21 protein-coding genes are annotated in these 19,724 nt (G+C 61.3%); 11 read left to right on the top strand and 10 right to left on the bottom strand.

Annotated elements, in window-relative coordinates:
- Positions 1–22: 22 nt before the first annotated feature.
- The gene (gene cysZ / locus NTD89_RS23545; RefSeq protein WP_262209963.1) at positions 23–787 is read right to left on the bottom strand and encodes a sulfate transporter CysZ; all 765 of its coding nucleotides are present in this window, start codon (positions 785–787) and stop codon (positions 23–25) included.
- 292 nt (positions 788–1,079) lie between these two features.
- On the opposite strand from cysZ, the gene trxB reads away from it, so the two are divergent.
- On the top strand, positions 1,080–2,042 hold the full coding sequence (trxB, locus tag NTD89_RS23540) for a thioredoxin-disulfide reductase (protein ID WP_010206474.1): 963 nt from the start codon (positions 1,080–1,082) through the stop codon (positions 2,040–2,042).
- A gap of 184 nt (positions 2,043–2,226) precedes the next feature.
- Here trxB and NTD89_RS23535 read toward each other — a convergent pair whose 3' ends face one another.
- The 6 genes from NTD89_RS23535 to NTD89_RS23510 form a co-directional block, all read right to left on the bottom strand.
- Positions 2,227–2,568 (bottom strand): HopJ type III effector protein, encoded by a 342-nt coding sequence (locus NTD89_RS23535; RefSeq protein WP_145164318.1) that lies wholly within the window; start codon positions 2,566–2,568, stop codon positions 2,227–2,229.
- Positions 2,561–2,857 carry a DUF1244 domain-containing protein gene (locus tag NTD89_RS23530; protein WP_242201113.1) on the bottom strand — a complete coding sequence of 99 codons (297 nt, stop codon included), beginning with the start codon at positions 2,855–2,857 and terminating at the stop codon, positions 2,561–2,563. Before NTD89_RS23530 ends, NTD89_RS23535 begins: the two co-directional genes overlap by 8 nt.
- Before the next feature lie 84 nt (positions 2,858–2,941).
- Positions 2,942–3,313: a dihydroneopterin triphosphate 2'-epimerase gene (gene folX / locus NTD89_RS23525; RefSeq protein ID WP_003194073.1), complete on the bottom strand. Its 372-nt coding sequence runs from the start codon at positions 3,311–3,313 to the stop codon at positions 2,942–2,944.
- Between the two features lie 2 nt (positions 3,314–3,315).
- Positions 3,316–3,876: a GTP cyclohydrolase I FolE gene (folE, locus tag NTD89_RS23520; protein WP_145164314.1), complete on the bottom strand. Its 561-nt coding sequence runs from the start codon at positions 3,874–3,876 to the stop codon at positions 3,316–3,318.
- A 20-nt stretch (positions 3,877–3,896) separates the two neighbouring features.
- Complete coding sequence (gene folM / locus NTD89_RS23515; protein WP_262209961.1) at positions 3,897–4,607, bottom strand: dihydromonapterin reductase; 711 nt, start codon at positions 4,605–4,607, stop codon at positions 3,897–3,899.
- Positions 4,608–4,664: 57 nt separating this feature from the next.
- On the bottom strand, positions 4,665–5,225 hold the full coding sequence (locus NTD89_RS23510) for an antibiotic biosynthesis monooxygenase (protein ID WP_145164310.1): 561 nt from the start codon (positions 5,223–5,225) through the stop codon (positions 4,665–4,667).
- Positions 5,226–5,437: 212 nt separating this feature from the next.
- Between NTD89_RS23510 and NTD89_RS23505 the strand changes: the two genes are divergently transcribed.
- Positions 5,438–6,388 (top strand): MerR family transcriptional regulator, encoded by a 951-nt coding sequence (locus NTD89_RS23505; RefSeq protein ID WP_242201109.1) that lies wholly within the window; start codon positions 5,438–5,440, stop codon positions 6,386–6,388.
- A 2-nt stretch (positions 6,389–6,390) separates the two neighbouring features.
- Here NTD89_RS23505 and NTD89_RS23500 read toward each other — a convergent pair whose 3' ends face one another.
- Both NTD89_RS23500 and NTD89_RS23495 read right to left on the bottom strand, forming a co-directional pair.
- On the bottom strand, positions 6,391–6,996 hold the full coding sequence (locus NTD89_RS23500) for a hypothetical protein (protein WP_145164307.1): 606 nt from the start codon (positions 6,994–6,996) through the stop codon (positions 6,391–6,393).
- A gap of 58 nt (positions 6,997–7,054) precedes the next feature.
- Positions 7,055–7,522: a PAS domain-containing protein gene (locus NTD89_RS23495; RefSeq protein WP_242201107.1), complete on the bottom strand. Its 468-nt coding sequence runs from the start codon at positions 7,520–7,522 to the stop codon at positions 7,055–7,057.
- Between the two features lie 129 nt (positions 7,523–7,651).
- Here NTD89_RS23495 and NTD89_RS23490 point away from each other — a divergent pair, with 129 nt between their 5' ends.
- Positions 7,652–8,107, top strand: a complete 456-nt coding sequence (locus NTD89_RS23490) for a flavodoxin (RefSeq protein WP_145164303.1) — start codon at positions 7,652–7,654, stop codon at positions 8,105–8,107.
- On the opposite strand, the gene NTD89_RS23485 is transcribed toward NTD89_RS23490, so the two are convergent.
- On the bottom strand, positions 8,088–8,984 hold the full coding sequence (locus tag NTD89_RS23485; protein ID WP_145164301.1) for a LysR family transcriptional regulator: 897 nt from the start codon (positions 8,982–8,984) through the stop codon (positions 8,088–8,090). The two genes, NTD89_RS23490 and NTD89_RS23485, sit on opposite strands and share 20 nt — an antisense overlap.
- A 97-nt stretch (positions 8,985–9,081) precedes the next feature.
- On the opposite strand from NTD89_RS23485, the gene NTD89_RS23480 reads away from it, so the two are divergent.
- From NTD89_RS23480 to NTD89_RS23445, 8 genes are all read left to right on the top strand, one after another.
- Positions 9,082–9,468, top strand: coding sequence for a CidA/LrgA family protein (locus NTD89_RS23480; protein ID WP_262209960.1), 387 nt, complete (start codon positions 9,082–9,084; stop codon positions 9,466–9,468).
- A complete protein-coding gene (locus NTD89_RS23475; protein WP_145164299.1) occupies positions 9,458–10,144 on the top strand; it encodes an LrgB family protein in 687 nt (228 codons plus the stop codon). The genes NTD89_RS23480 and NTD89_RS23475 overlap by 11 nt, the downstream gene beginning before the upstream one ends.
- A 150-nt stretch (positions 10,145–10,294) precedes the next feature.
- Positions 10,295–11,077, top strand: a complete 783-nt coding sequence (locus tag NTD89_RS23470; protein WP_145164297.1) for a class II aldolase/adducin family protein — start codon at positions 10,295–10,297, stop codon at positions 11,075–11,077.
- Complete coding sequence (locus NTD89_RS23465) at positions 11,077–11,979, top strand: alpha/beta fold hydrolase (protein ID WP_145164295.1); 903 nt, start codon at positions 11,077–11,079, stop codon at positions 11,977–11,979. The genes NTD89_RS23470 and NTD89_RS23465 overlap by 1 nt, the downstream gene beginning before the upstream one ends.
- 343 nt (positions 11,980–12,322) lie before the next feature.
- Complete coding sequence (locus tag NTD89_RS23460) at positions 12,323–13,234, top strand: SDR family oxidoreductase (RefSeq protein WP_145164293.1); 912 nt, start codon at positions 12,323–12,325, stop codon at positions 13,232–13,234.
- 483 nt (positions 13,235–13,717) lie between these two features.
- Positions 13,718–15,508, top strand: a complete 1,791-nt coding sequence (locus tag NTD89_RS23455) for a DUF1302 domain-containing protein (protein WP_145164291.1) — start codon at positions 13,718–13,720, stop codon at positions 15,506–15,508.
- Between the two features lie 26 nt (positions 15,509–15,534).
- Positions 15,535–16,893 (top strand): DUF1329 domain-containing protein, encoded by a 1,359-nt coding sequence (locus tag NTD89_RS23450; RefSeq protein ID WP_262209957.1) that lies wholly within the window; start codon positions 15,535–15,537, stop codon positions 16,891–16,893.
- 199 nt (positions 16,894–17,092) lie between these two features.
- On the top strand, positions 17,093–19,588 hold the full coding sequence (locus NTD89_RS23445; RefSeq protein ID WP_262209956.1) for a LuxR C-terminal-related transcriptional regulator: 2,496 nt from the start codon (positions 17,093–17,095) through the stop codon (positions 19,586–19,588).
- Positions 19,589–19,724: the final 136 nt, after the last annotated feature.

Here is a 19,724-nt window from a genome sequence, read left to right as displayed (position 1 = left end):
TTGTGTCATTGGCATGATGGATTTATGACCGGGTCACTTTCTGCATTGCCATCGCCTCGGCGCCTTGCTCGCGTACCCAGAACAGCGTGGCCCCGGCCACCGCCGCTGGCATCATCAGCAGGTTGACCACGGGCACCAGCAGCACCAGGTAGACGATGCCGCCGAAGCTCATGCTCTGCCAGCGCTTCTTGCGCAGCCAGGCGAGCATCTCGTTCCAGCCCAGCTTGTGGTTGTCTGCCGGGTAGTCGATGTACTGGATCGCCATCATCCATACGCCGAACAGCAGCCACAACGGCGCGGCGATCAGGTTGACCACCGGAATGAACGACAGGATAAACAGGCCGATGGCGCGTGGCAGGAAGTAGCCCAGCTTGCGCATTTCCCGCGCCAGCGTGCGGGGCACCATCGCCACCAGTTCGCCCCAGCTGAACGGCGGGAAGTCGTCGGTGCCGCGCACCACCACTTCAACTTTCTCTGCGAGAAAGCCGTTGAAGGGCGCCGCGATGATATTCGCCAGCATGGTGAAGGTGAAAAACACCATCAGCACCACCAGCACCACAAACAGCGGCCACAGGATGTAACTGAGGAAACTCAACCAGCCCGGCAGCGTCGGCATCAAGGTGTCGACCCACAGGCTGAACTGATGGCCTGCGAAGTAGATCAAACCGACGAACAGCACCAGGTTGATCGCCAGCGGCAGCACTACAAACAGGCGCAGGCCTGGGCTCAATACCAGTTTGAGGCCTTCGCGCAGGTATTGCGGGCCGGAAAGAGCAGGGGCGGGCATGGAGAACTCCGAGCAGGATGACGAACGCGCCGACCTTACCGCCTTTGCATCTTGGGCGAAAGCAGCGACATCACAGGTAACATCTAAGCACAATGGCGTCGATTAATCGGGTGGCAGGGATAGAGACCACCTATGAGCTGGATTGTTATTCCGTATTTCCTTAATCTTGCCCCCCTCGATACGCTGCACCCATTATTTTTCAGGACCGGCGAGTTCAAGCCTTCCCCAAGTGCTTCGCGGTCCTTTTTTATTCCAGCCGTTCTGTAGTCCGGACGGTCGATAGGAGTGAGTCATGTCTGATACCCGTCATTCGCGAGTGATTATTCTCGGTTCCGGCCCTGCCGGTTACAGCGCTGCCGTTTACGCTGCCCGGGCCAACCTCAAGCCGCTGCTGATCACCGGCATGCAGGCGGGCGGTCAGTTGACCACCACCACTGAAGTCGACAACTGGCCGGGCGACGTCCATGGCCTGACCGGCCCGGTGCTGATGGAGCGTATGAAAGAACACGCCGAGCGCTTTGAAACCGAGATCGTTTTCGACCATATCAACCAGGTCGACTTCTCGAAAAAGCCTTACAGCCTGACCGGCGACAGCGGTGTGTACACCTGTGACGCGCTGATCATCGCCACTGGCGCCAGCGCCCGTTACTTGGGCCTGCCGTCGGAAGAAGCGTTCATGGGCAAAGGCGTATCCGCCTGCGCGACCTGCGACGGTTTCTTCTACCGCAACAAGCCTGTTGCCGTGGTCGGTGGTGGCAACACCGCCGTCGAAGAGGCGCTGTACCTGGCCAACATCGCCAGCACCGTGACCCTGGTTCACCGCCGCGAGACCTTCCGCGCCGAGAAGATCCTGATCGACAAGCTGCACGCCCGTGTCGCTGAAGGCAAGATCATCCTCAAGCTCAACGCCACCCTGGACGAAGTCCTGGGCGACAACATGGGCGTGACCGGCGCTCGCCTGAAAAATAACGACGGCAGCTTCGACGAGCTTAAAGTCGACGGCGTGTTCATCGCGATCGGCCACACCCCGAACACCTCGCTGTTCGAAGGCGTGCTCGAAGCCAAAGACGGTTACCTGGTGGTGCAAGGCGGCCGTGAAGGCAATGCCACCGCGACCAACATCGAAGGCATTTTTGCCGCCGGTGACGTGGCTGACCACGTCTATCGCCAGGCCATCACCTCGGCTGGCGCCGGCTGCATGGCGGCCCTGGACGCCGAGCGTTACCTCGACGGTTTGAAGGACGCTTCGTTCTAAACCCGTTGAAACGAAAAAACCGGCTGCGAGGCCGGTTTTTTTATGCGCGGGATTTGATGATCACCGCCGTTCAAATGTGGGAGCGGGCTTGCTCGCGAAAGCGGTGTGTCAGGCCGTAAATGTATTGACTGATCTACCGTCTTCGCGAGCAAGCCCGCTCCCACATTTTTGATCTATGTTCGACTCAGGATTTACGGCTCAGTGGCTGCGCGGCAAATGTCACACCGGCCAAACCGTGCGCAATCAACGCACGAATATTGCCGTGGTCACTGCCTTCCGGCGTAGCCACCACCGAACGGTAATGCTCACCAAACGCCAGCAGCGCTTCCTGATCGCTCAAGCCTTCCAACAGCGCCAGGCCCAGGGTCTTGCACGACCCTTCGTTCTGCCCGGCGGCGTTTTCCACGCTGCCATTGGTGAAGGCTTGCGGCTGGTAGTCGTAACCGGCAGCGACAAAAGCCAAGGTGTCGGCAAAAACGTGTTCGCCGCTGTTGAGGCTGGCGCGCAGGGTGTTCAAATCAGTCATGGGTTTTTCCTTGGGCAAATGCCGCCTGTTGCTCGGCATTGGCTTCTTTCTGGTATTGGGCTTTCCACTCGGCGTACGGCATGCCGTACACCACTTCACGGGCGTCATCGAGGCTCAGCTCGATGTGGCGCTCGTCGGCCTCGGCCTTGTACCACTTGGACAAGCAGTTACGGCAGAAGCCCGAGAGGTTCATCAGGTCGATGTTCTGTACATCCTTGCGGCTGTCCAGGTGTGCCACCAGCCGGCGGAAGGCGGCGGCTTCGAGTTCGAGGCGTTGTTGATCGTTCATGGTGGTCTCTTTGAGACAGCTTCAAGCGGGCAAGCTTCAAGCTGCAAGTTGGAGTGTGGTCGGCCTTTAACTTATCGCTTGCCGCTAACGGCTTGCAGCCAGCGTTATCGACACCGACTCGGCAAAGCGCAGCGCGTGAGGCTTGTCCACTTCGACTTCGGCGTACAGCACCGACTCGTTGCTCATCACCAGGTCCAGCAGCTCCTGGGTCAGACGCTCGAGCAGGGCGAAGCGGTTGCCTTCGACGTGGGCGATGATGGCCTTGGTGATGGTGCGGTAGTTCAGCGCGTGGTCGATGTCGTTGTCGCGCACGGCTTCCTGGGCGGCATACAGGATGGTCAGGTTGATCAGCACGTCCTGCTTGTTGAGGATTTCGTCCTCGTTGATGCCGATAAAGGTGCGCAGGCACAGGTCCTTGACCCGGATGCGCGCCATGCCTGGTTGAAGTTGTGGCATTGCTACTTGCTCCGTCCAATCAGTTGCAGGAACTCCATGCGCGTGGTGTTCGACTCGCGGAACGCGCCGAGCATCACCGAGGTGTTCATGGTTGAATTCTGTTTTTCCACGCCGCGCATCATCATGCACATGTGCTTGGCTTCGATCACCACCGCCACGCCGGCGGCCTGGGTGACCTGCTGAATTGCGTCGGCGATTTGCCGCGTGAGGTTTTCCTGGATCTGCAGGCGCCGGGCGTACATGTCGACAATGCGCGCCAGCTTCGACAGCCCGAGCACCTTGCCGGTCGGAATATAGGCCACATGGGCCTTGCCGATAAAGGGCAGCAAATGGTGCTCGCACAGCGAATACAGCTCGATGTCCTTAAGAATCACCATCTCGTCATTGTCGGACGCGAACAGCGCACCGTTGACGATTTCGTCCAGGTTCTGCTCGTAGCCGTGACACAAATACTGCATGGCCTTGGCAGCGCGCTTGGGGGTGTCGAGCAAGCCTTCGCGTTGCGGGTCTTCGCCCAGGCCTTTGAGAATTTCGCGGTAGTGTTGGGGCAGGGACAAGGTCATACAACATCCTCACAAACGGCTTACTTGATATGCCGCCCGCCGTTGACGGTCAGGGTGGTACCGGTGACATAAGGGTTGTCCAGCAGGTAACGCACGCTCTGGTAGATCACCTCGGGCCCGGGCTCGATGCCCAGTGCCGATCTGGCCAGGACCTTGGCGCGGTAGGCCGCGTCGTCGCCCTCGTTGAACATCACCATCGCCGGTGCAATGCCATTGACCTTGATCAACGGCGCGAACTGCGCAGCAAACGACAAGGTGAGGCTGTCGAGCCCGGCCTTGGTGGCGCAATAGGCAATATGCTGGCGGCTGCCTTTGCGCACCACGTCGTCGCTGATATGCACAATGTCGGCAGGTGAAGAGCGTTGCAGCAAGGGTGAACAATGCAGGTTGATCAGGTACGGCGCAAGCATGTGCACACTGAACATGTCGGTAAATGCGCGGCTTTCGTCGCCGGGCGTTTCCGCGACCCACGCCGAAGCATTATGGATGATCGCGCGCAGGCTGTTGGTGTGGGTTTGCAGTTGGGCGATGAAGGCCAGAATCCCGGCTTCACTGGAGAAGTCGGCAAACACGCCGACCGCGCCACGCTCGCGCAAGGCCTCAACGCCTGGACGCTCGCTGCGGTAGCTGAAAATAACCGGCTGGCCCTCGTCCAGCAGGCGCTCGGCGCAATGCAGGCCGACACGCTGGCCGGCACCGGTGATCAGGATCGGGGCGTTCGTTGCAGTCATGGGAGGCTCAAGTCGCTGGCAGGTTGAAACTATACCAGCGACCGGCCGCCCCTGTACTCAAGCGGCAGCTTCGGCGACCTTGCGCGGCGGCGGTGTGGGGTGCAGCCAGTTCGCCAGCAGGTGCGTTGACAGTGGAATGAACCAGAAAACCATCAAGGGCGTGAGGGCCAGGGTGCTGACCAGTACGCGTGGGGCCAGGTCCAATTCGTTGAGCAGCGGCCCAAGGACGAAGTTGAACAGCAGCGACACCGGGAAAAACGCCAGCCAGATCGCCACAGCCTGTTTCCAGCGCGGCGGCCGTGCGCCCACGGCGCCGAACCAGCCATCGATGCCACTGACGCGATGCTCGGACGGGTCGGCGAACAGCTCGCTGCCACGGCTCAACCAGGCACTGCGCGAGGCGGAAAACTCCCAGGCATGCAGGGTTTTTTCGTCGGCAAAGCGGAAGATGATTTGAAATTCGTCGTCATTGGGCGGCGGTGCCAGTACACCGGATCCCAGGTAACCGGGGAAGTCAGTGGCCAATTGCTCGCCTTCGCGCAGCCAGGCCATCAATTCTTCATAGCGCCCTTTGGCCACGCGGCGCGCAACCATCAGGGTGACAGGGGAGGTAGACATTGTGTATCTCCAAATAATCAGGTGCGCTGAGCCGGGTAGACGGCGCACGAAGGTGGCGGCCGGGTAGGCCATCACCTGAAAAACAGGCAAGGATTATTCCTGTTTTGCAAAATTACGCCAGTGACATTGGTCAGAAGGGTGCGGGCCTTGAAAAGGACAAGTAGAAAGGCGTTAAATGGGATCCAAATCTACACGGATGTTTTTGATCCCCGATGCCTGAAATTACTGCTCCTGTTCACGAAATCGCCCATGGCAGCCTTGCCGATTCCAGCGAGCTTTTTCCGATTCGTGAAGTCTCGAGATTGACAGGTGTCAATCCGGTCACCTTGCGAGCCTGGGAGCGACGGTATGGTCTGATTCAGCCCGCGCGCACCGAAAGTGGGCATCGCCTCTACTCCAGGACCGATATTGAGACCGTCAACAGGATCCTCGATTGGATTGAGCGCGGTGTTGCGGTAAGCAAGGTCGGCAAAATCCTCGCACGCGATGATCAGCAAGCCGATGTGGTTCGCGCCGAGCGAGACTCGGTCGAGGACACGCAATGGCAAGCGCGGTTGAGACAGGCCATCAGTGCTTTCGATGATCGCGCCCTTGAACACGTGTACGGTCAGTTGTCAGCGACCTGTGCGCTGAGTGTGGCGTTTCAAGACATCCTCATGCCCCTTTGGTACGACTTGCTGCGGCATCAAGGCCGTTTCGGCCAAGCCAGCGAGTGGTTATTTTTCGACGCTTTCCTGCGTGAGCAAGCCTGGCTGCGCTTGCAACTGGGCAGCGGCTCGCCCGGGTCCCGGGTCTTGCTGGCGGCGTTGCCCGGCGAATGCCGTAAGTTGGAATTGCTGGTGGCGGCGCTGTTGGTCGGTCGGCAGGATCTGCCCATGAAGGTGCTGGAAGTGGGCCAGCCCCTGGACGAACTGACATTGGTCTGTGAAAAAATCCGGCCCCAGGCGCTCGTCATCTTCTCCAACCATTCACACAACCATGAGCTGGCCGAGCGCCTGAGTCGCTTGGCGATGACGCTCGATTGCCCACTGTTTTTGGCGGGCGCCGCGTCTGACTTCGCCGAAAAAGACCTGGCAGGTTCCTCGGTCGGTTGCCTGGGTAGCGATGGGCTGGTGATGCAGCGCCGCTTGCAGCAGTTTCTGAGTGGGCAGTTGGATACCTGAACTCAGGCGTGTACGTGCGGATGAACCAGGCGGTGCTGGTGCAGGATGAACTGGCGCAGCCGCTCGATCTCATCGGCATCACTTTGGCTCAAGCGGTAGGCAAATAAGCCGCGGGCCGTTTCCCGCTCCAGCGTGCCGCGCAAGGCAATGCGTTCGTAGCCGGAAGGGCTGAACCACAGGGAAAAGGTTTTCGGCGGTTTGACCCGGCCACGAATCTCAACCAGCACGCCTTTGAATGACACCTCGTGAACCCATAACGCGGCAGGGTTGCCCTTGACGTTTTCCAGTGCCACCGGGGTTTCGAGGGCCAGGCGCCACGGCCGGATCATCGGCCCGTCTTCAAAAATGCTCGGCACACCCAGGCGCAGATGCACTGCGTGAAACTCGTCTTCGACCAGGTGCAGCGGGAACGTGAGTTGCTGGTTATCGAACTGCGCCTGGATGGTGACATGGTCGTGAGCGGCCAAGCGCGTGAGCAAATCCCGAATCTGTGCACCGCCGTTGACCGTCAGGCTCGACCACGCATCCCGCAGGTTGAGCTGCGGGTTGTGTTGCATGTCCTGGATAAAATCCAGTTCGTCCTGCGTCAGTAGCGCGTCGCGGTGCATTGATGTAGCTCAACGATGAGACATTAAAAAGCCATTATCGCTCTAAAGACCGTATTTTTTACACTTTGTTAATTCCGCTCGTCGCTTTGAGCGCCGCCAACTCGCCTTTAAGCTCGGCCACCTGTGCTTCCAGCTGGGCCGCGCGTAGTTGTGCTTTGACCTGCGCGGTGACGTCTTTTTGCACGCCCACAAAATAGGTCTGCTTGTCGGCTTCGTTGTAAACCGTCGACAGCGATAGCTCGTTCCAGAACGCAGTGCCGTCCTTGCGGTAATTGCGCAGGATCTCCCGGCACGAACCGCCGTTGTCGAGGGCTTCACGAATCGCCATCAAGGCTGGCTGGTCGCGGTCGCCCGCCTGCAGGAAGCGGCAATCCTGATACAGGATGTCGTCCAGTGCATAGCCGGTCATGCGCTCGAAGGCCGGGTTAACGTAGATCAGCGGCTTGTCTTTGCCTTCGCGTTCGGCGACGACGATGCCGTCGTTGGAGGCGTTGATGACCAGTTGCATCAGTTTGGCGTTAATCATAGAGCGGTCCATGGCTTGTTTTTAGAGATTGCAGTGTATGGCATGCCCTGAATGTTGCGCGGCATGCGCCGAAATATTTGCGCCAGCTGCTAACATCCCACGCTTTGGCTCAACTACAGGATCAGATTGATGAAAGTCGCCATCCTTTCCGGCTCGGTCTACGGCACCGCTGAAGAAGTCGCCCGCCACGCCGCCGGCATCCTCAACGCGGCCGGCTTTGAAGCCTGGCACAACCCGCGCGCCACCTTGGCCGATGTGCAGGCCTTTGCTCCCGACGCCTTTCTGGCGGTGACGTCCACCACCGGCATGGGCGAGTTGCCTGACAACCTGCAACCCCTGTATTCGAGTATTCGCGACCAACTCCCCGCCGCCTGGCGCGGGCTGCCCGGTGCCGTCATCGGGTTGGGCGATGCCAGCTACGGCGACACCTTCTGCGGCGGCGGCGAGCAAATGCGCGAGCTGTTCGGCGAGTTGGGCGTGCGCGAAGTGCTGCCGATGCTGCGCCTGGACGCCAGCGAAAGCGTCACCCCGGAAGCCGATGCAGAGCCGTGGCTGGCCGAGCTGGTCACTGCACTGCGCGGTTGACCGGGAATTCGCGCAGCAGCGCCAGCCAGGCCTGGGCGGCTTTGGACAAATAAGCGCCCTCACGCCAGATAAAGGCAATGTCCCAGCGTAAAAAGTCGGGCGCCTTGAGTGTCAGGCGCACCACGCCCGGTCGCACCAACCCACGGGCGACCACGCTGGGCAACAGCACCACGCCCTGACCGGCCGCGACCAGAGCGACGAGAAAATCCGCCTGGCCGCTGCGGCCGATCTCCTTAGGCGTAAAGCCCAATTGCTGACAGGCCTGCATCAGTCGGTCATTGAGCACAAAACTGCGTTGGTACATCAGGAAGGGCGTGTCCGCCAGTTCCTCCAGGCGCACCTGGGCATTGTCAGCCAGTGGATGATCCATCGGCAGCAAAGCATCCAGCGGCTCGTCGCAAAAGGGTTGCCAGGCAAAGGCCGGATCACTGGGCATCAGCGTGCCACCCACGTCCAGCTCCCCACTGAGAATCGCCTGCTCGATCGTGCGGCTGCCGCCTTCGAGCAATTGGATGGTGACCTTGGGGTAACGCCTGCGGTACTCGGCAAACAGCCCGGCAAACAGTGTGTCGCCCGCCAACAGCGGCAAGCCCAGGCGCAGCTCGCCACGGGCCAGTTGCTGCATATCATCCAGCTCGCTGAGCAGCTCTGTTTGCAGGCGCAACATGGCCTCGGCGCGCTGCAACACCACCTCGCCGGCGGCCGTCAGGCGAATGTGCGAGCCCGTGCGTTCCAGCAACGGCGTACCGAGGCTCTGCTCCAACTGGGCCACTTGCTTGCTGACGGCCGATTGGCTGATGTGCAAGGTTTTACCGGCCTGAGTAAAGCCGCCCCGGTGGATCACTTCGACAAAACTGCGCAGCTGTTTAAATTCCATGACTCTGATTCCAGTTTGGAATAGCAGGCAGTCTAACAATTCGCTGTGGGGATGGGAGGGCCGTCTTTAAACTGAGCGCCTGCGAGGATCAACGCTTATGAACCGTTTCAGCTTCAAACATATCGCCCGCCTGCTGATTGAGCTGGTCGTGCTGCTGGCTATCTATTTTCTGAGCACCCAGCTTGCCGTGTGGTTGGCGTGGCCGATACCGGGTGGCGTAGTGGGCTTGGGCCTGTTGCTGGCGACATTTGCCACCGGTCTGGTCAAGCCGGCCGCGCTGCAACTGGGCGCCGGGGTGTTGATGGCAGAGATGCTGCTGTTTTTTATCCCCGCGCTGATGAGCCTGCTTGATTACGGCGGCCTTGTGCGCAATGACGGCTGGCGCATCCTGCTGGTGATCGGTTTCAGCACGCTGTCGGTGATGCTGGTGACGGCGTTTACCGTAGAGATGGTCTGCCGCTGGAGCATGCGCCGTGAAGCTTGAGCTGATGCCGGTGTTCTGGCTCGCCCTGACCCTGGGCGCCTATATCTTCAGCCGCTGGATCTATCGCCGCACCGGGCGCTACGTGCTGTCACCCTTGATTCTCGTGCCGGCGCTGCTGCTGGCGGTGGCCGCGCCGATGCACACTGCCTACGCCGAATATGCCGCCGACACCCATTGGCTGATGCTGGTGCTGGGCCCGGTCACCGTGGCGTTTGCGGTGCCGATCTGGCAACAACGCCGCTTGCTGGCGCGTCATTGGTCGGCGTTGCTGCTGGGCATGGTCGCCGGCAGCGCGGCCTCCATCGGCACCTCGTTCGGACTGGCCAAGGCGCTGGCATTGAACAGCTCGGTGACGATGTCGCTGTTGCCGCGCTCGATCACCACGCCGTTTGCCATGCCGGTTTCCTCTGACCTGGGCGGTGTGCCGGAACTCACCGCTGTGTTTGTGATGTTCACCGGCGTGTTCGGCGCCATGCTCGGCGGCGTGCTGCTCAAGTGGTTACCGTTGCGCACACCCCTGGCGCGTGGCGCGTTGTTTGGTGTGGGCGCCCATGGCGCGGGCGTCAGCCGGGCGCGGGAAGTGGGCGGTGAAGAAGGCTCGGTCGCGGGCCTGGTGATGGTGTTGACGGGCTTGCTCAACCTGTTCGCCGTGCCTTTATTGGCGGCGCTTCTCTGACGCGGCGCCCACTGACTTCAACTATTCTTGTTACTGACTCGTTCGGTCATCAAGCTGGCTGCGAAGGCGACTACTTGCGCGATGGCGTCTGACTAGACTGGCCCTCCACCCAAAAAAACAATAAGAAAATGCGCCAAGGAGGTCGTTGCCGTGAGCCTAGCCCCCGTTCTATCGCCACAGAATGTCAAAGACCAGGTCAGCGCTGCCGAATGGCAAGCCCGTGTCGACCTGGCGGCCTGTTATCGCCTGGTCGCGCTGCATGGCTGGGATGACCTGATCTTCACGCATATTTCGGCCAAGGTGCCGGGCACCGATGATTTCCTGATCAACCCTTACGGGCTGATGTTTCACGAGATCACGGCGTCGAGCCTGGTCAAGGTCGACCAGGCCGGCAACAAGCTGATGGACAGCCCCTACGAGATCAACCCCGCGGGCTATACCATCCACAGCGCCATCCATGAAGTGCGCCACGATGTGGCATGCGTGATACACACCCACACGCCCGCCGGTGTTGCCGTTTCGGCGCAGAAGCAGGGCGTGTTGCCGATCAGCCAGCAATCGTTGTTCGTGCTCTCAAGCCTGGCCTATCACGCCTACGAAGGCGTGGCGCTGAACCATGAGGAAAAGGCGCGCTTGCAGGCGGACCTGGGCCAAAGCAATTTTCTGATGCTGCACAACCACGGCTTGCTGACCTGCGGCGGTACCATCGCCGATACGTTCCTGATGATGTTTACCTTCCAGCGCGCCTGCGATATCCAGGTGCTGGCGCAAAACGGCGCGGCTGAGTTGATTGCCATTGAGCCGCAGATTCTTGCCGGGGCCAAGGCCATGGTGGCAGCGGTCACCAAGAGCGCCCAAGGCATGGGCGGCGCGCTGGCCTGGCCGGCGCTGCTGCGTAAATTGGACCTGCAAGATCCCGGGTATAAAAGCTGATGCCACTCGCCGAAATCCCGCTCAGAGCCTGGCGCAAACGCGCCCAGGAATTCGTCTTTCGTGGTCGCACGATCCGTTACTGGGTGGCCGGGCAGGGCGAACCCCTGCTGTTGATTCACGGCTTCCCCACGGCCAGTTGGGACTGGCACTACCTGTGGCAGCCACTGGCCCAGCGCAACCTGGTGATTGCCTGCGACATGCTGGGGTTCGGCGACTCGGACAAGCCGGTGGATCACGACTATTGCCTGTTGGAACAGGCCGACCTGCAGCAGGCGCTGCTCGACCACCTGCGCGTAGAGCAACCGGTGCATGTGTTGGCCCATGACTACGGCGACAGCGTCGCCCAGGAATTACTCGCCCGTCATTACGAAGGCCGTTTTCAGATGGCCAGTTGCGTATTCCTCAATGGCGGGCTGTTCCCGGAAACCCATCGCCCGGCGCTGGTGCAAAAACTGCTGCTCAGCCCGCTTGGCTGGATGATCGGCCGTGCCTTCGGGCGCAATGCCTTGTCGAACAGCTTCAGCCAGATTTTCGGCCCGAATACGCGGCCCAGTGAAAGCGCGCTGGATGATTTCTGGAGCCTGATCAAGTGCAATGACGGCACGCGCATCCTGCACAAACTGATTGCCTACATTCCCCAGCGCCGCCGCTTGCGGGAGCGCTGGGTGGACGCGTTGCAGCGCGGCGAGGTGCCGTTGCGCGTCATCGACGGCGAAGTCGACCCGATCTCCGGTGTGCATATGGTGGAGCGTTATCACCAGTTGGTGCCGCACGCCGACACGGTGTTGCTGGCCAATATCGGCCACTACCCGCAGATAGAAGCGCCGGTGCTGGTGCTCAAGCATTACCTGGCGTTTCGCGAGCGCCTCGGCCAGCCCGCGCCACGAGTGGCCTATTCCTGAGCCACCTATTGTGGCGAGCGGGCTTGCCCCGCGTTGGGGCGCGAAGCGGCCCTAAAACCTGCCACCGCCATACACCAGACACTCTGCAGTAACCTTATCGGGGCGGCTTCGCCACCCAGCGCGGGGCAAGCCCGCTCGCCACAGGAATCTCGCTCACCATAGAAAGCCTGCTTACCACAACAGGCTCGCTCGCCACTGAGAAGGCGATGCCCTGCGAAAACCTGGGCCGCACAATCATCCCGCTGCCTTATCGAGCACCATTCAGCCTCGGCCGACTTTATTGTGACCAGAGGCTGTGTGCCTGACACTCATGCCATTCCCATTGTCGCCAGCGGAGTTCGGTATGAGTGAGTCAGTGCAGTTCCAGGATAAGGTCGTGATCGTCACCGGTGCCGGCGGCGGGTTGGGCCGGGCGCATGCGCTGCTGTTCGCCCGACACGGGGCCAAGGTGCTGGTCAACGACCTCGGCGGTTCCACTCAAGGCGAGGGCGCCAACGCCTCGGCGGCCGATCGCGTGGTCGCCGAGATCCGCGAAGCAGGCGGCATTGCCGAAGCCAACCATGACTCCGTCACCGACGGTGACAAAATCGTGCAGCACGCGCTCGATGCATTCGGCCGCATCGATGTGGTGGTGAACAACGCCGGCATCCTGCGCGACAAGACCTTCCACAAAATGGACGACGGCGACTGGGACCTGGTGTATCGGGTGCATGTCGAGGGTGCCTACAAAGTGACCCGCGCCGCCTGGCCGCATTTGCGTGAGCAAGGCTATGGTCGGGTGATTTTCACCGCGTCCACTTCGGGCATCTATGGCAACTTCGGCCAATCCAACTACGGCATGGCCAAGCTGGGCTTGTACGGTTTGACCCGCACCCTGGCGCTGGAAGGGCGCAAGAACAATATCCTGGTCAACGCCATCGCCCCCACCGGCGGCACGCGCATGACCGAAGGCCTGATCCCGCCGCAAGTGTTCGACCGCCTCAAGCCGGAGCTGGTCAGCCCGTTGGTGGTGTACCTGGGCAGCGAGGCGTGCCAGGAAACCTCGGGCCTGTTTGAAGTGGGCGGCGGCTGGATCGGCAAGACCCGCTGGGAGCGCAGCCTGGGTGTGGGGTTTGACCCCGAAGCCGGGTTCTCACCCGATGATGTGGCCGCGCATTGGGCGCAGATCTGCGACTTCGAAGGCGCCGCGCACCCCAAGGACAACATCGAGGCATTGAAGGAGATGATGGCCAACTTGCAGAAATTCAGCCTCTGATCGTTGCTGGAACACTATCCAATACTGCGGGGCGCTGATGGCGCCCCGTTTTCATTCAGGCATAAAAAAGGCCGCTGCAAAGGCAGCGGCCGAAGTAAGACGTTGGATCAAGGAGCGACAAATCAACGTCAGTGAACACGGGTAACAGATTGAATAAATTAGCCAATCCGTCGAAATTCAGCTGTTCTCCCCAGGTTGGGAGCGGGCCGTTTGCCCTGAGAGCGAGGTAAGAATAGTCGGTTGTAACAAATTGAGTAATAGCGGTTCGAGACAAGGACTGTTACCAAATTGGCAACAGTCGCTGCGCATGCCATCCATTCCCCTGATAACGCGCTATCTACCCCAGTCATGGCCCGGTCAAAACCCCGGCCAGAGCGGCTGCTAATCCTTTCGAGCGACGCTGCGAATACCCCTTTGGTGCGCTTATCGCTCCTCGCGGGCGGCAGTAGGGTGGGGCCTTCTGTCACTCACCGGGGAAGACGCATGACAAAAACAACAATGCGCGCCATCTTCACGCCACAGGCGCTCGCCGCGGCGGTTGCACTGGGCTGCTGCGCCCAGGCACAGGCTGTTTCGTTCAACATTGGCGAGATCGAAGGGCAATTCGATTCTTCGCTGTCGGTCGGCGCCAGTTGGGGCATGCGCGATGCCGACAAAAAGCTGGTGGGCATTCCCAATGGCGGCACGGGGCAGGCCTCCACCGGTGATGACGGGCGGCTCAATTTCAAGAAGGGCGAAACCTTCTCCAAGATCTTCAAAGGCATTCACGACCTGGAGCTCAAGTACGGCGACAGCGGCGTGTTTGTGCGCGGCAAGTACTGGTACGACTTCGAACTGCAGGACGAAGACCGCGAGTTCAAGCAGATCAGCAATAACCATCGCGACGAAGGCGCGCGGTCGTCCGGCTATGAGCTGCTGGATGCCTTCGTCTATCACAACTATTCGATTGGCGACCTGCCCGGCAACGTGCGCGTCGGCAAGCAAGTCGTCAGCTGGGGCGAAAGTACATTCATCGGTAACTCGATCAACAGCATCAACCCGATCGACGTGTCGGCCTTTCGTCGCCCCGGCGCCGAAATCAAGGAAGGCCTGATCCCGGTGAACATGCTGTTCGCGTCCCAGAGCCTCACCAATCAGCTGTCGGTGGAAGGTTTCTACCAGTTGAACTGGGAAAACACCGTGGTGGACAACTGCGGCACTTTCTTTGGCAACGACGTGGTTGCTCACGGCTGCAACAACAACTACACCGTCGGCAGCCCGGCGATTGCGCCGCTGCAACCGGTGGCCGCCGCGTTCGGCCAGGGCTTTCAAGTCACCCGCGAAGGCGTGGTGGTGCAGCGTGCCAAAGACCGCGAAGCCCGTGATGGCGGGCAGTTCGGTGCGGCCTTGCGCTGGCTCGGCGATGACACCGAGTACGGCCTGTACTTCATGAATTACCACAGCCGCACGCCCACCGTGGGCACCATTACCGCCAACACCAACCTGGCCACCATCGGGCGTATCGCGGCCACCGCCAACGCCATCGCGCCCGGCAGCGGCTCGGGCCTGGCCCAGAGCACCATGCTCGGTCGTGGCCAGTACTACCTCGACTACCCGGAAGACATTCGCCTGTACGGCGCCAGTTTCTCCACCACCTTGCCCACCGGCACGGCGTGGACCGGCGAGATCAGCTACCGCCCGAATGCGCCGGTGCAGCTCAACACCACCGACCTGACGCTGGCGCTGGTCAACCCGATTGCCGGCCAGACCGCCTCGCCGATCCGCAGCTCGTTCGGCTCGGATAACTCAGGCTACCGCCGCAAGGAAATCACCCAGATCCAAAGCACCATGACTCAGTTCTTCGATCAGGTACTGGGCGCCGAACGCCTGACGTTGGTGGGCGAGGCGGCCTATGTGCACGTCGGCGGCCTGGAGGCCAAAACCAAACTGCGCTACGGCCGCGACTCGGTGTATGGCGCCTATGGTTTCGGCGGCGATACCGACGGCTTCGTCACCGCCAATTCCTGGGGTTATCGCGCCCGCGCAATCCTGGATTACAACAACGTGTTTGCCGGGGTGAACCTCAAGCCCAACCTGTCCTGGTCCCATGACGTCAGCGGCTATGGGCCGAACGGGATATTCAACGAAGGCGCCAAAGCGATCAGCGTCGGGGTGGACGCGGATTACCGCAACACCTACACCGCGAGCCTGAGCTACACCGACTTTTTCGGCGGTGACTACAACACCCTCACCGACCGCGACTTTATCGCCCTCAGCTTCGGCGTGAACTTCTGATCTGGTTTAAGGAAGGACAAGAACCTATGCGTAAGATATTTGCAGTGATGGCCCTGAGTGTGCTGGCCGCCCACGTCATGGCGGCGGTGTCGCCCGAAGAAGCCGCCAAGCTTGGCACCACCCTGACGCCGGTCGGCGCTGAAAAAGCCGGCAACGCCGACGGCTCGATCCCGGCCTGGACCGGCGGCATCCCCAAAAATGCCGGCGCGGTGGACAGCAAGGGGTTCCTGGCCGACCCGTTTGCCAATGAAAAACCGCTGTTCGTGATAACCGCCGCCACGGTCGACAAGTACAAAGACAAGCTTTCCGACGGCCAGGTGGCGATGTTCAAGCGCTACCCCGAAACCTACAAGATCCCGGTGTACCCGACCCACCGCACGGTCAACCTGCCACCGGAGATCTACGAGTCGATCAAGCGCAGCGCGCTCAACGTGCACGCGATCAACGACGGCAATGGCCTGGAGAATTTCACCGGCAACCGCTATTACGCGTTCCCGATTCCGAAGAATGGCGTGGAAGTGTTGTGGAACCACATCACCCGTTACCACGGCGGCAACCTCAAGCGCATCATCACCCAGGCCACCCCGCAAACGAACGGCAGCTACACGCCGATCCGTTTCGAGGAAGAAGTGGCGGTGCCGCAAGCCATCCCGGACATCGATCAGGCCAAGGCGGCCAACGTGCTGAGCTTCTTTAAGCAATCGGTCACCGCCCCGGCACGTCTGGCGGGCAACGTGCTGTTGGTGCACGAGACGCTTGATCAGGTGAAAGAGCCACGCCTGGCCTGGATCTACAACGCCGGCCAGCGCCGGGTGCGCCGCGCGCCGCAAGTCTCCTATGACGGCCCGGGCACCGCCTCCGACGGCCTGCGCACCACCGACAACTTCGACATGTTCTCCGGCGCGCCGGATCGCTACGACTGGAAGCTGGTCGGCAAAAAAGAGGTGTACATCCCCTACAACAGCTACAAGCTCGATTCGCCGACCCTCAAGTACGACGACATCATCAAGGCCGGGCACATCAACCAGGACCTGACCCGTTATGAGCTGCACCGCGTGTGGGAAGTGATCGGCACCGTCAAGCCGAGCGAGCGGCACATCTACGCCAAACGCCACATGTACATCGACGAAGACAGCTGGCAGGTCGCGCTGGTTGATCACTACGACGGCCGTGGCCAACTGTGGCGGGTAGCCGAGGGCCACGCGCAGTTCTACTACGACCATCAGGTGCCGGCCTACACCGTGGAAACGCTGTACGACATCATCGCCGGGCGCTACATCGCGCTGGGGATGAAAAACGAGGAGAAGAGCAGCTTTGTGTTCGGCTTTGCGGCCAAGGCGGCCGATTACACCCCGGCAGCGTTGAGGTCTGAGGGCGTGCGCTGATCTTCAATTGCAATGCGATCACCCTGTGGGAGCCGGCAAGCCAGCTCCCACATTGACCGGGTTCCACTTTATGGTGGGGTGGAATCCCGGGTTTTGTGCATGGCTACCAATCACCCCGCTGAATACTTCTTCAACAACCGCCGACCACAGGACTAGGGTAGGCGCCAGGTTGCATAACAATAAAAAGCAGGATGCAGCAATGACCGCCATGACACGCTGCCTGGACCGTCCTGGATTCATGCCACGGCTGTCCGCTCATCATCTGTTGCGCCCGCGCCTGGCCGGGCCTTTGCTGGCGGCGCCGGTCAGGGTGAAGCTGCTCTGCGCGCCGGGTGGTAGTGGCAAGAGCGCGTTGCTCGCCGAGTGTGCGTTGCAGGCGCCGGCGGAGTGTCAGGTGTATTGGCTGGCGCTCAATGGCGCCGTGCTCAGCCCCGATGATTTTTGCGCGCGGTTGGCGCTACACCTCGGTTTGTCGTTTGTCGACGAAGCCACCTTATTGCTCGAGCTCAGCCGCTGGCACAGCCCGGCGTGGATATTTCTCGACGATTTCTGCCGCCTGCCGGCCCCCGAACTGGACGCCTTGCTCGACCGTTTGCTGAGCGCCGCCAGCCCGGCGCTGACTTGGTGGCTGGGCGCCCGGCGGCGCCCGCTGTGCAACTGGCCGCGTCTGCTGCTCGACGATGAGTTGCTGGAATGCAGTGAGTTGATGTTCAACCCGGCGGAAATCCAGCAACTGCTCGGGCCCACGCACACCGTCGACAGCGTGATGCAGTTCAGCGGCGGCTGGTGCGCCGGCGTGCGCATCGCCTTGCTCGGTGACGGGCACCCGGACAAAACCTTGCTCGACTACCTGCGACACGAACTCTTCGGCACCTTGCCCGCCGAGCTGGCGGAGGCCTGGCGTGTGTTGGCGCATATGCCGCGCTTCAACCCGGGCCTGTGTGAGCACCTGTTCGGCTTTGGTGACGGCGATCATTACCTGCGCGACCTGCAAGCGCTGGGCGCATTTATCCAGCCGTGGGAGGACACCACCGATTGGCTGCAAATTTTTGCGCCACTGGCGCAACTGATCCGCGATGAGCCCTGGCCGGCCAAGCGCTCCTGGCACCGTCGCGCCTGCCAATGGTTCACCGCGCAGCAGGACTGGCAGGCCGCCTTTGAACAGGCGCTGCTGGCCGAAGCCTACGAGGTGGCGGTAAGCCTGTTGCAGCACTTCAGTTTTGAAGACTTGTTCCGTCAGCACAACGCCGTGCTGCTGTTGCGTCTGCATGAGCAGCATGGCGATGAATTGATGCTTGGCTCGGCGCAACTGGTGGGGCTGGTCACGGCGGCGTTGCTGTTTGCCGGACGCTTCGACCAGGCAGCCTTGTGTATCGATCAACTGGCGCGGTTCGCCCCGCAACCGACGGCGGCGCAACAGCGTTATCTGTTGGCCCGCTGGCAGGCGCAATGGGGCTGGCTGTTGCACTTGAGCGGCGATGCCCAGCGCTCCCGCGAGCATTTTCTCGAAGCGCTGCAAGCCTTGCCCGACAGCGCCTGGACCTCGCGCCTGATGTGCCTTTCGGGCCTGACCCAGCAAGCCCTGCTGCGCGGTGAACTGGACGTGGGCCAGGCCTTGAACCGCGAAGCCCTTTGCCTGGCGCGTGCACAGGGTTCGTTGGTGCTGGAGGCATTACTGGAGCTGGATCACGCGCAACTGCTGGAACAACGCGGCGCGCCCTATCGGGCACAAAGCCTGTTGGAGCAGGTGCAGGCGATGCTGATGGGGCAGCGGCTCAAGGCCGGCCCGCTGGTGGGACGGATTGCCTTGCGGCGCGGGCATCTTGCGTTGCGTCAAGGACAGGATGCGCTGGCCACCGAGTGCTTTGAGGCCGGGTTGGAAATGTGCCTGCACAGCCAGGACAAGCGCGTGCTGTACGGGTTTCTCGGCCTGGCGCTGCTGGCAGCGAACCGAGGCGATTACGCCCAGGCGTTCATCCAGCTGCGTGAGGCCGAGCGCTTGATGCAGCAACGCCAGGTACCGGACACGGTGTATCGCGCGGTGCTGCTGTTGGTCAGCGGGCATTTCTGGTTGCAGCAGGGCCGCGCCGAATTGACGCTGGAAGCGGTGCGCCGGGTGCTGCGTCACTTTCGCGGGCCCGGTGCCAAGCAGGCGCCGCCGGCCACGCTGGAGTTGATCCCGCGCCTGGAGTATTTGCTGGTGCTGGCCGAAGTGAAGTTGGGCTGTGCCGAGCAGCCGATTGCACGGCTCAATGATTTGCTCGACACCACTCGGCAGCGCGGCATGCTGTGCCTGGAAACCGAGTTGCAACTGGTGCTGGGCGAGGTGGCCTGGCAGCTCGGCGATCCGCTGTTGGCTCGTCGGGCCCTGGAGGCAGGGCTGGCGCTGGCCGGGCGCTGCCAGGTGCAGCAGGCGATTCGCGAACTGCGGTTGCGCTCGCCAGGGCTATTGAGTGAATTGGGCCTGGAGGCGCAGGCGGCGCCCAGCGGCGTGGCGGAAAACCCTCTGAGCCAGCGCGAGCTGCAAGTGCTGCAATTGATCGCACTGGGCAACTCCAACCTGGAAATCGCCGACCGGCTGTTTATCTCGTTGCACACCGTCAAGACTCACGCGCGGCGCATCCACAGCAAGCTCGGCGTGGAGCGGCGCACCCAGGCGGTGGCGAAAGCCAAGACATTGGGGTTGATGGCGTAGGCAGCGGGGTCTACATAGCGTTGGAATGACGTCTCACGCTTTCGTGGGGAGCGGGCTTTTCCCGCGTTGGGCTGCGCAGCGGCCCTGTAAGGGCATTGAGATTTTCCTGGTGGAGGGTGGCGGCTGTTTTAGGGCT

It is taken from the genome of Pseudomonas sp. 14P_5.3_Bac1 (genome assembly GCF_025466135.1).
Classification (GTDB): Bacteria; Pseudomonadota; Gammaproteobacteria; order Pseudomonadales; family Pseudomonadaceae; genus Aquipseudomonas.
This window is presented reverse-complemented; position numbering and strand designations above follow the sequence as displayed.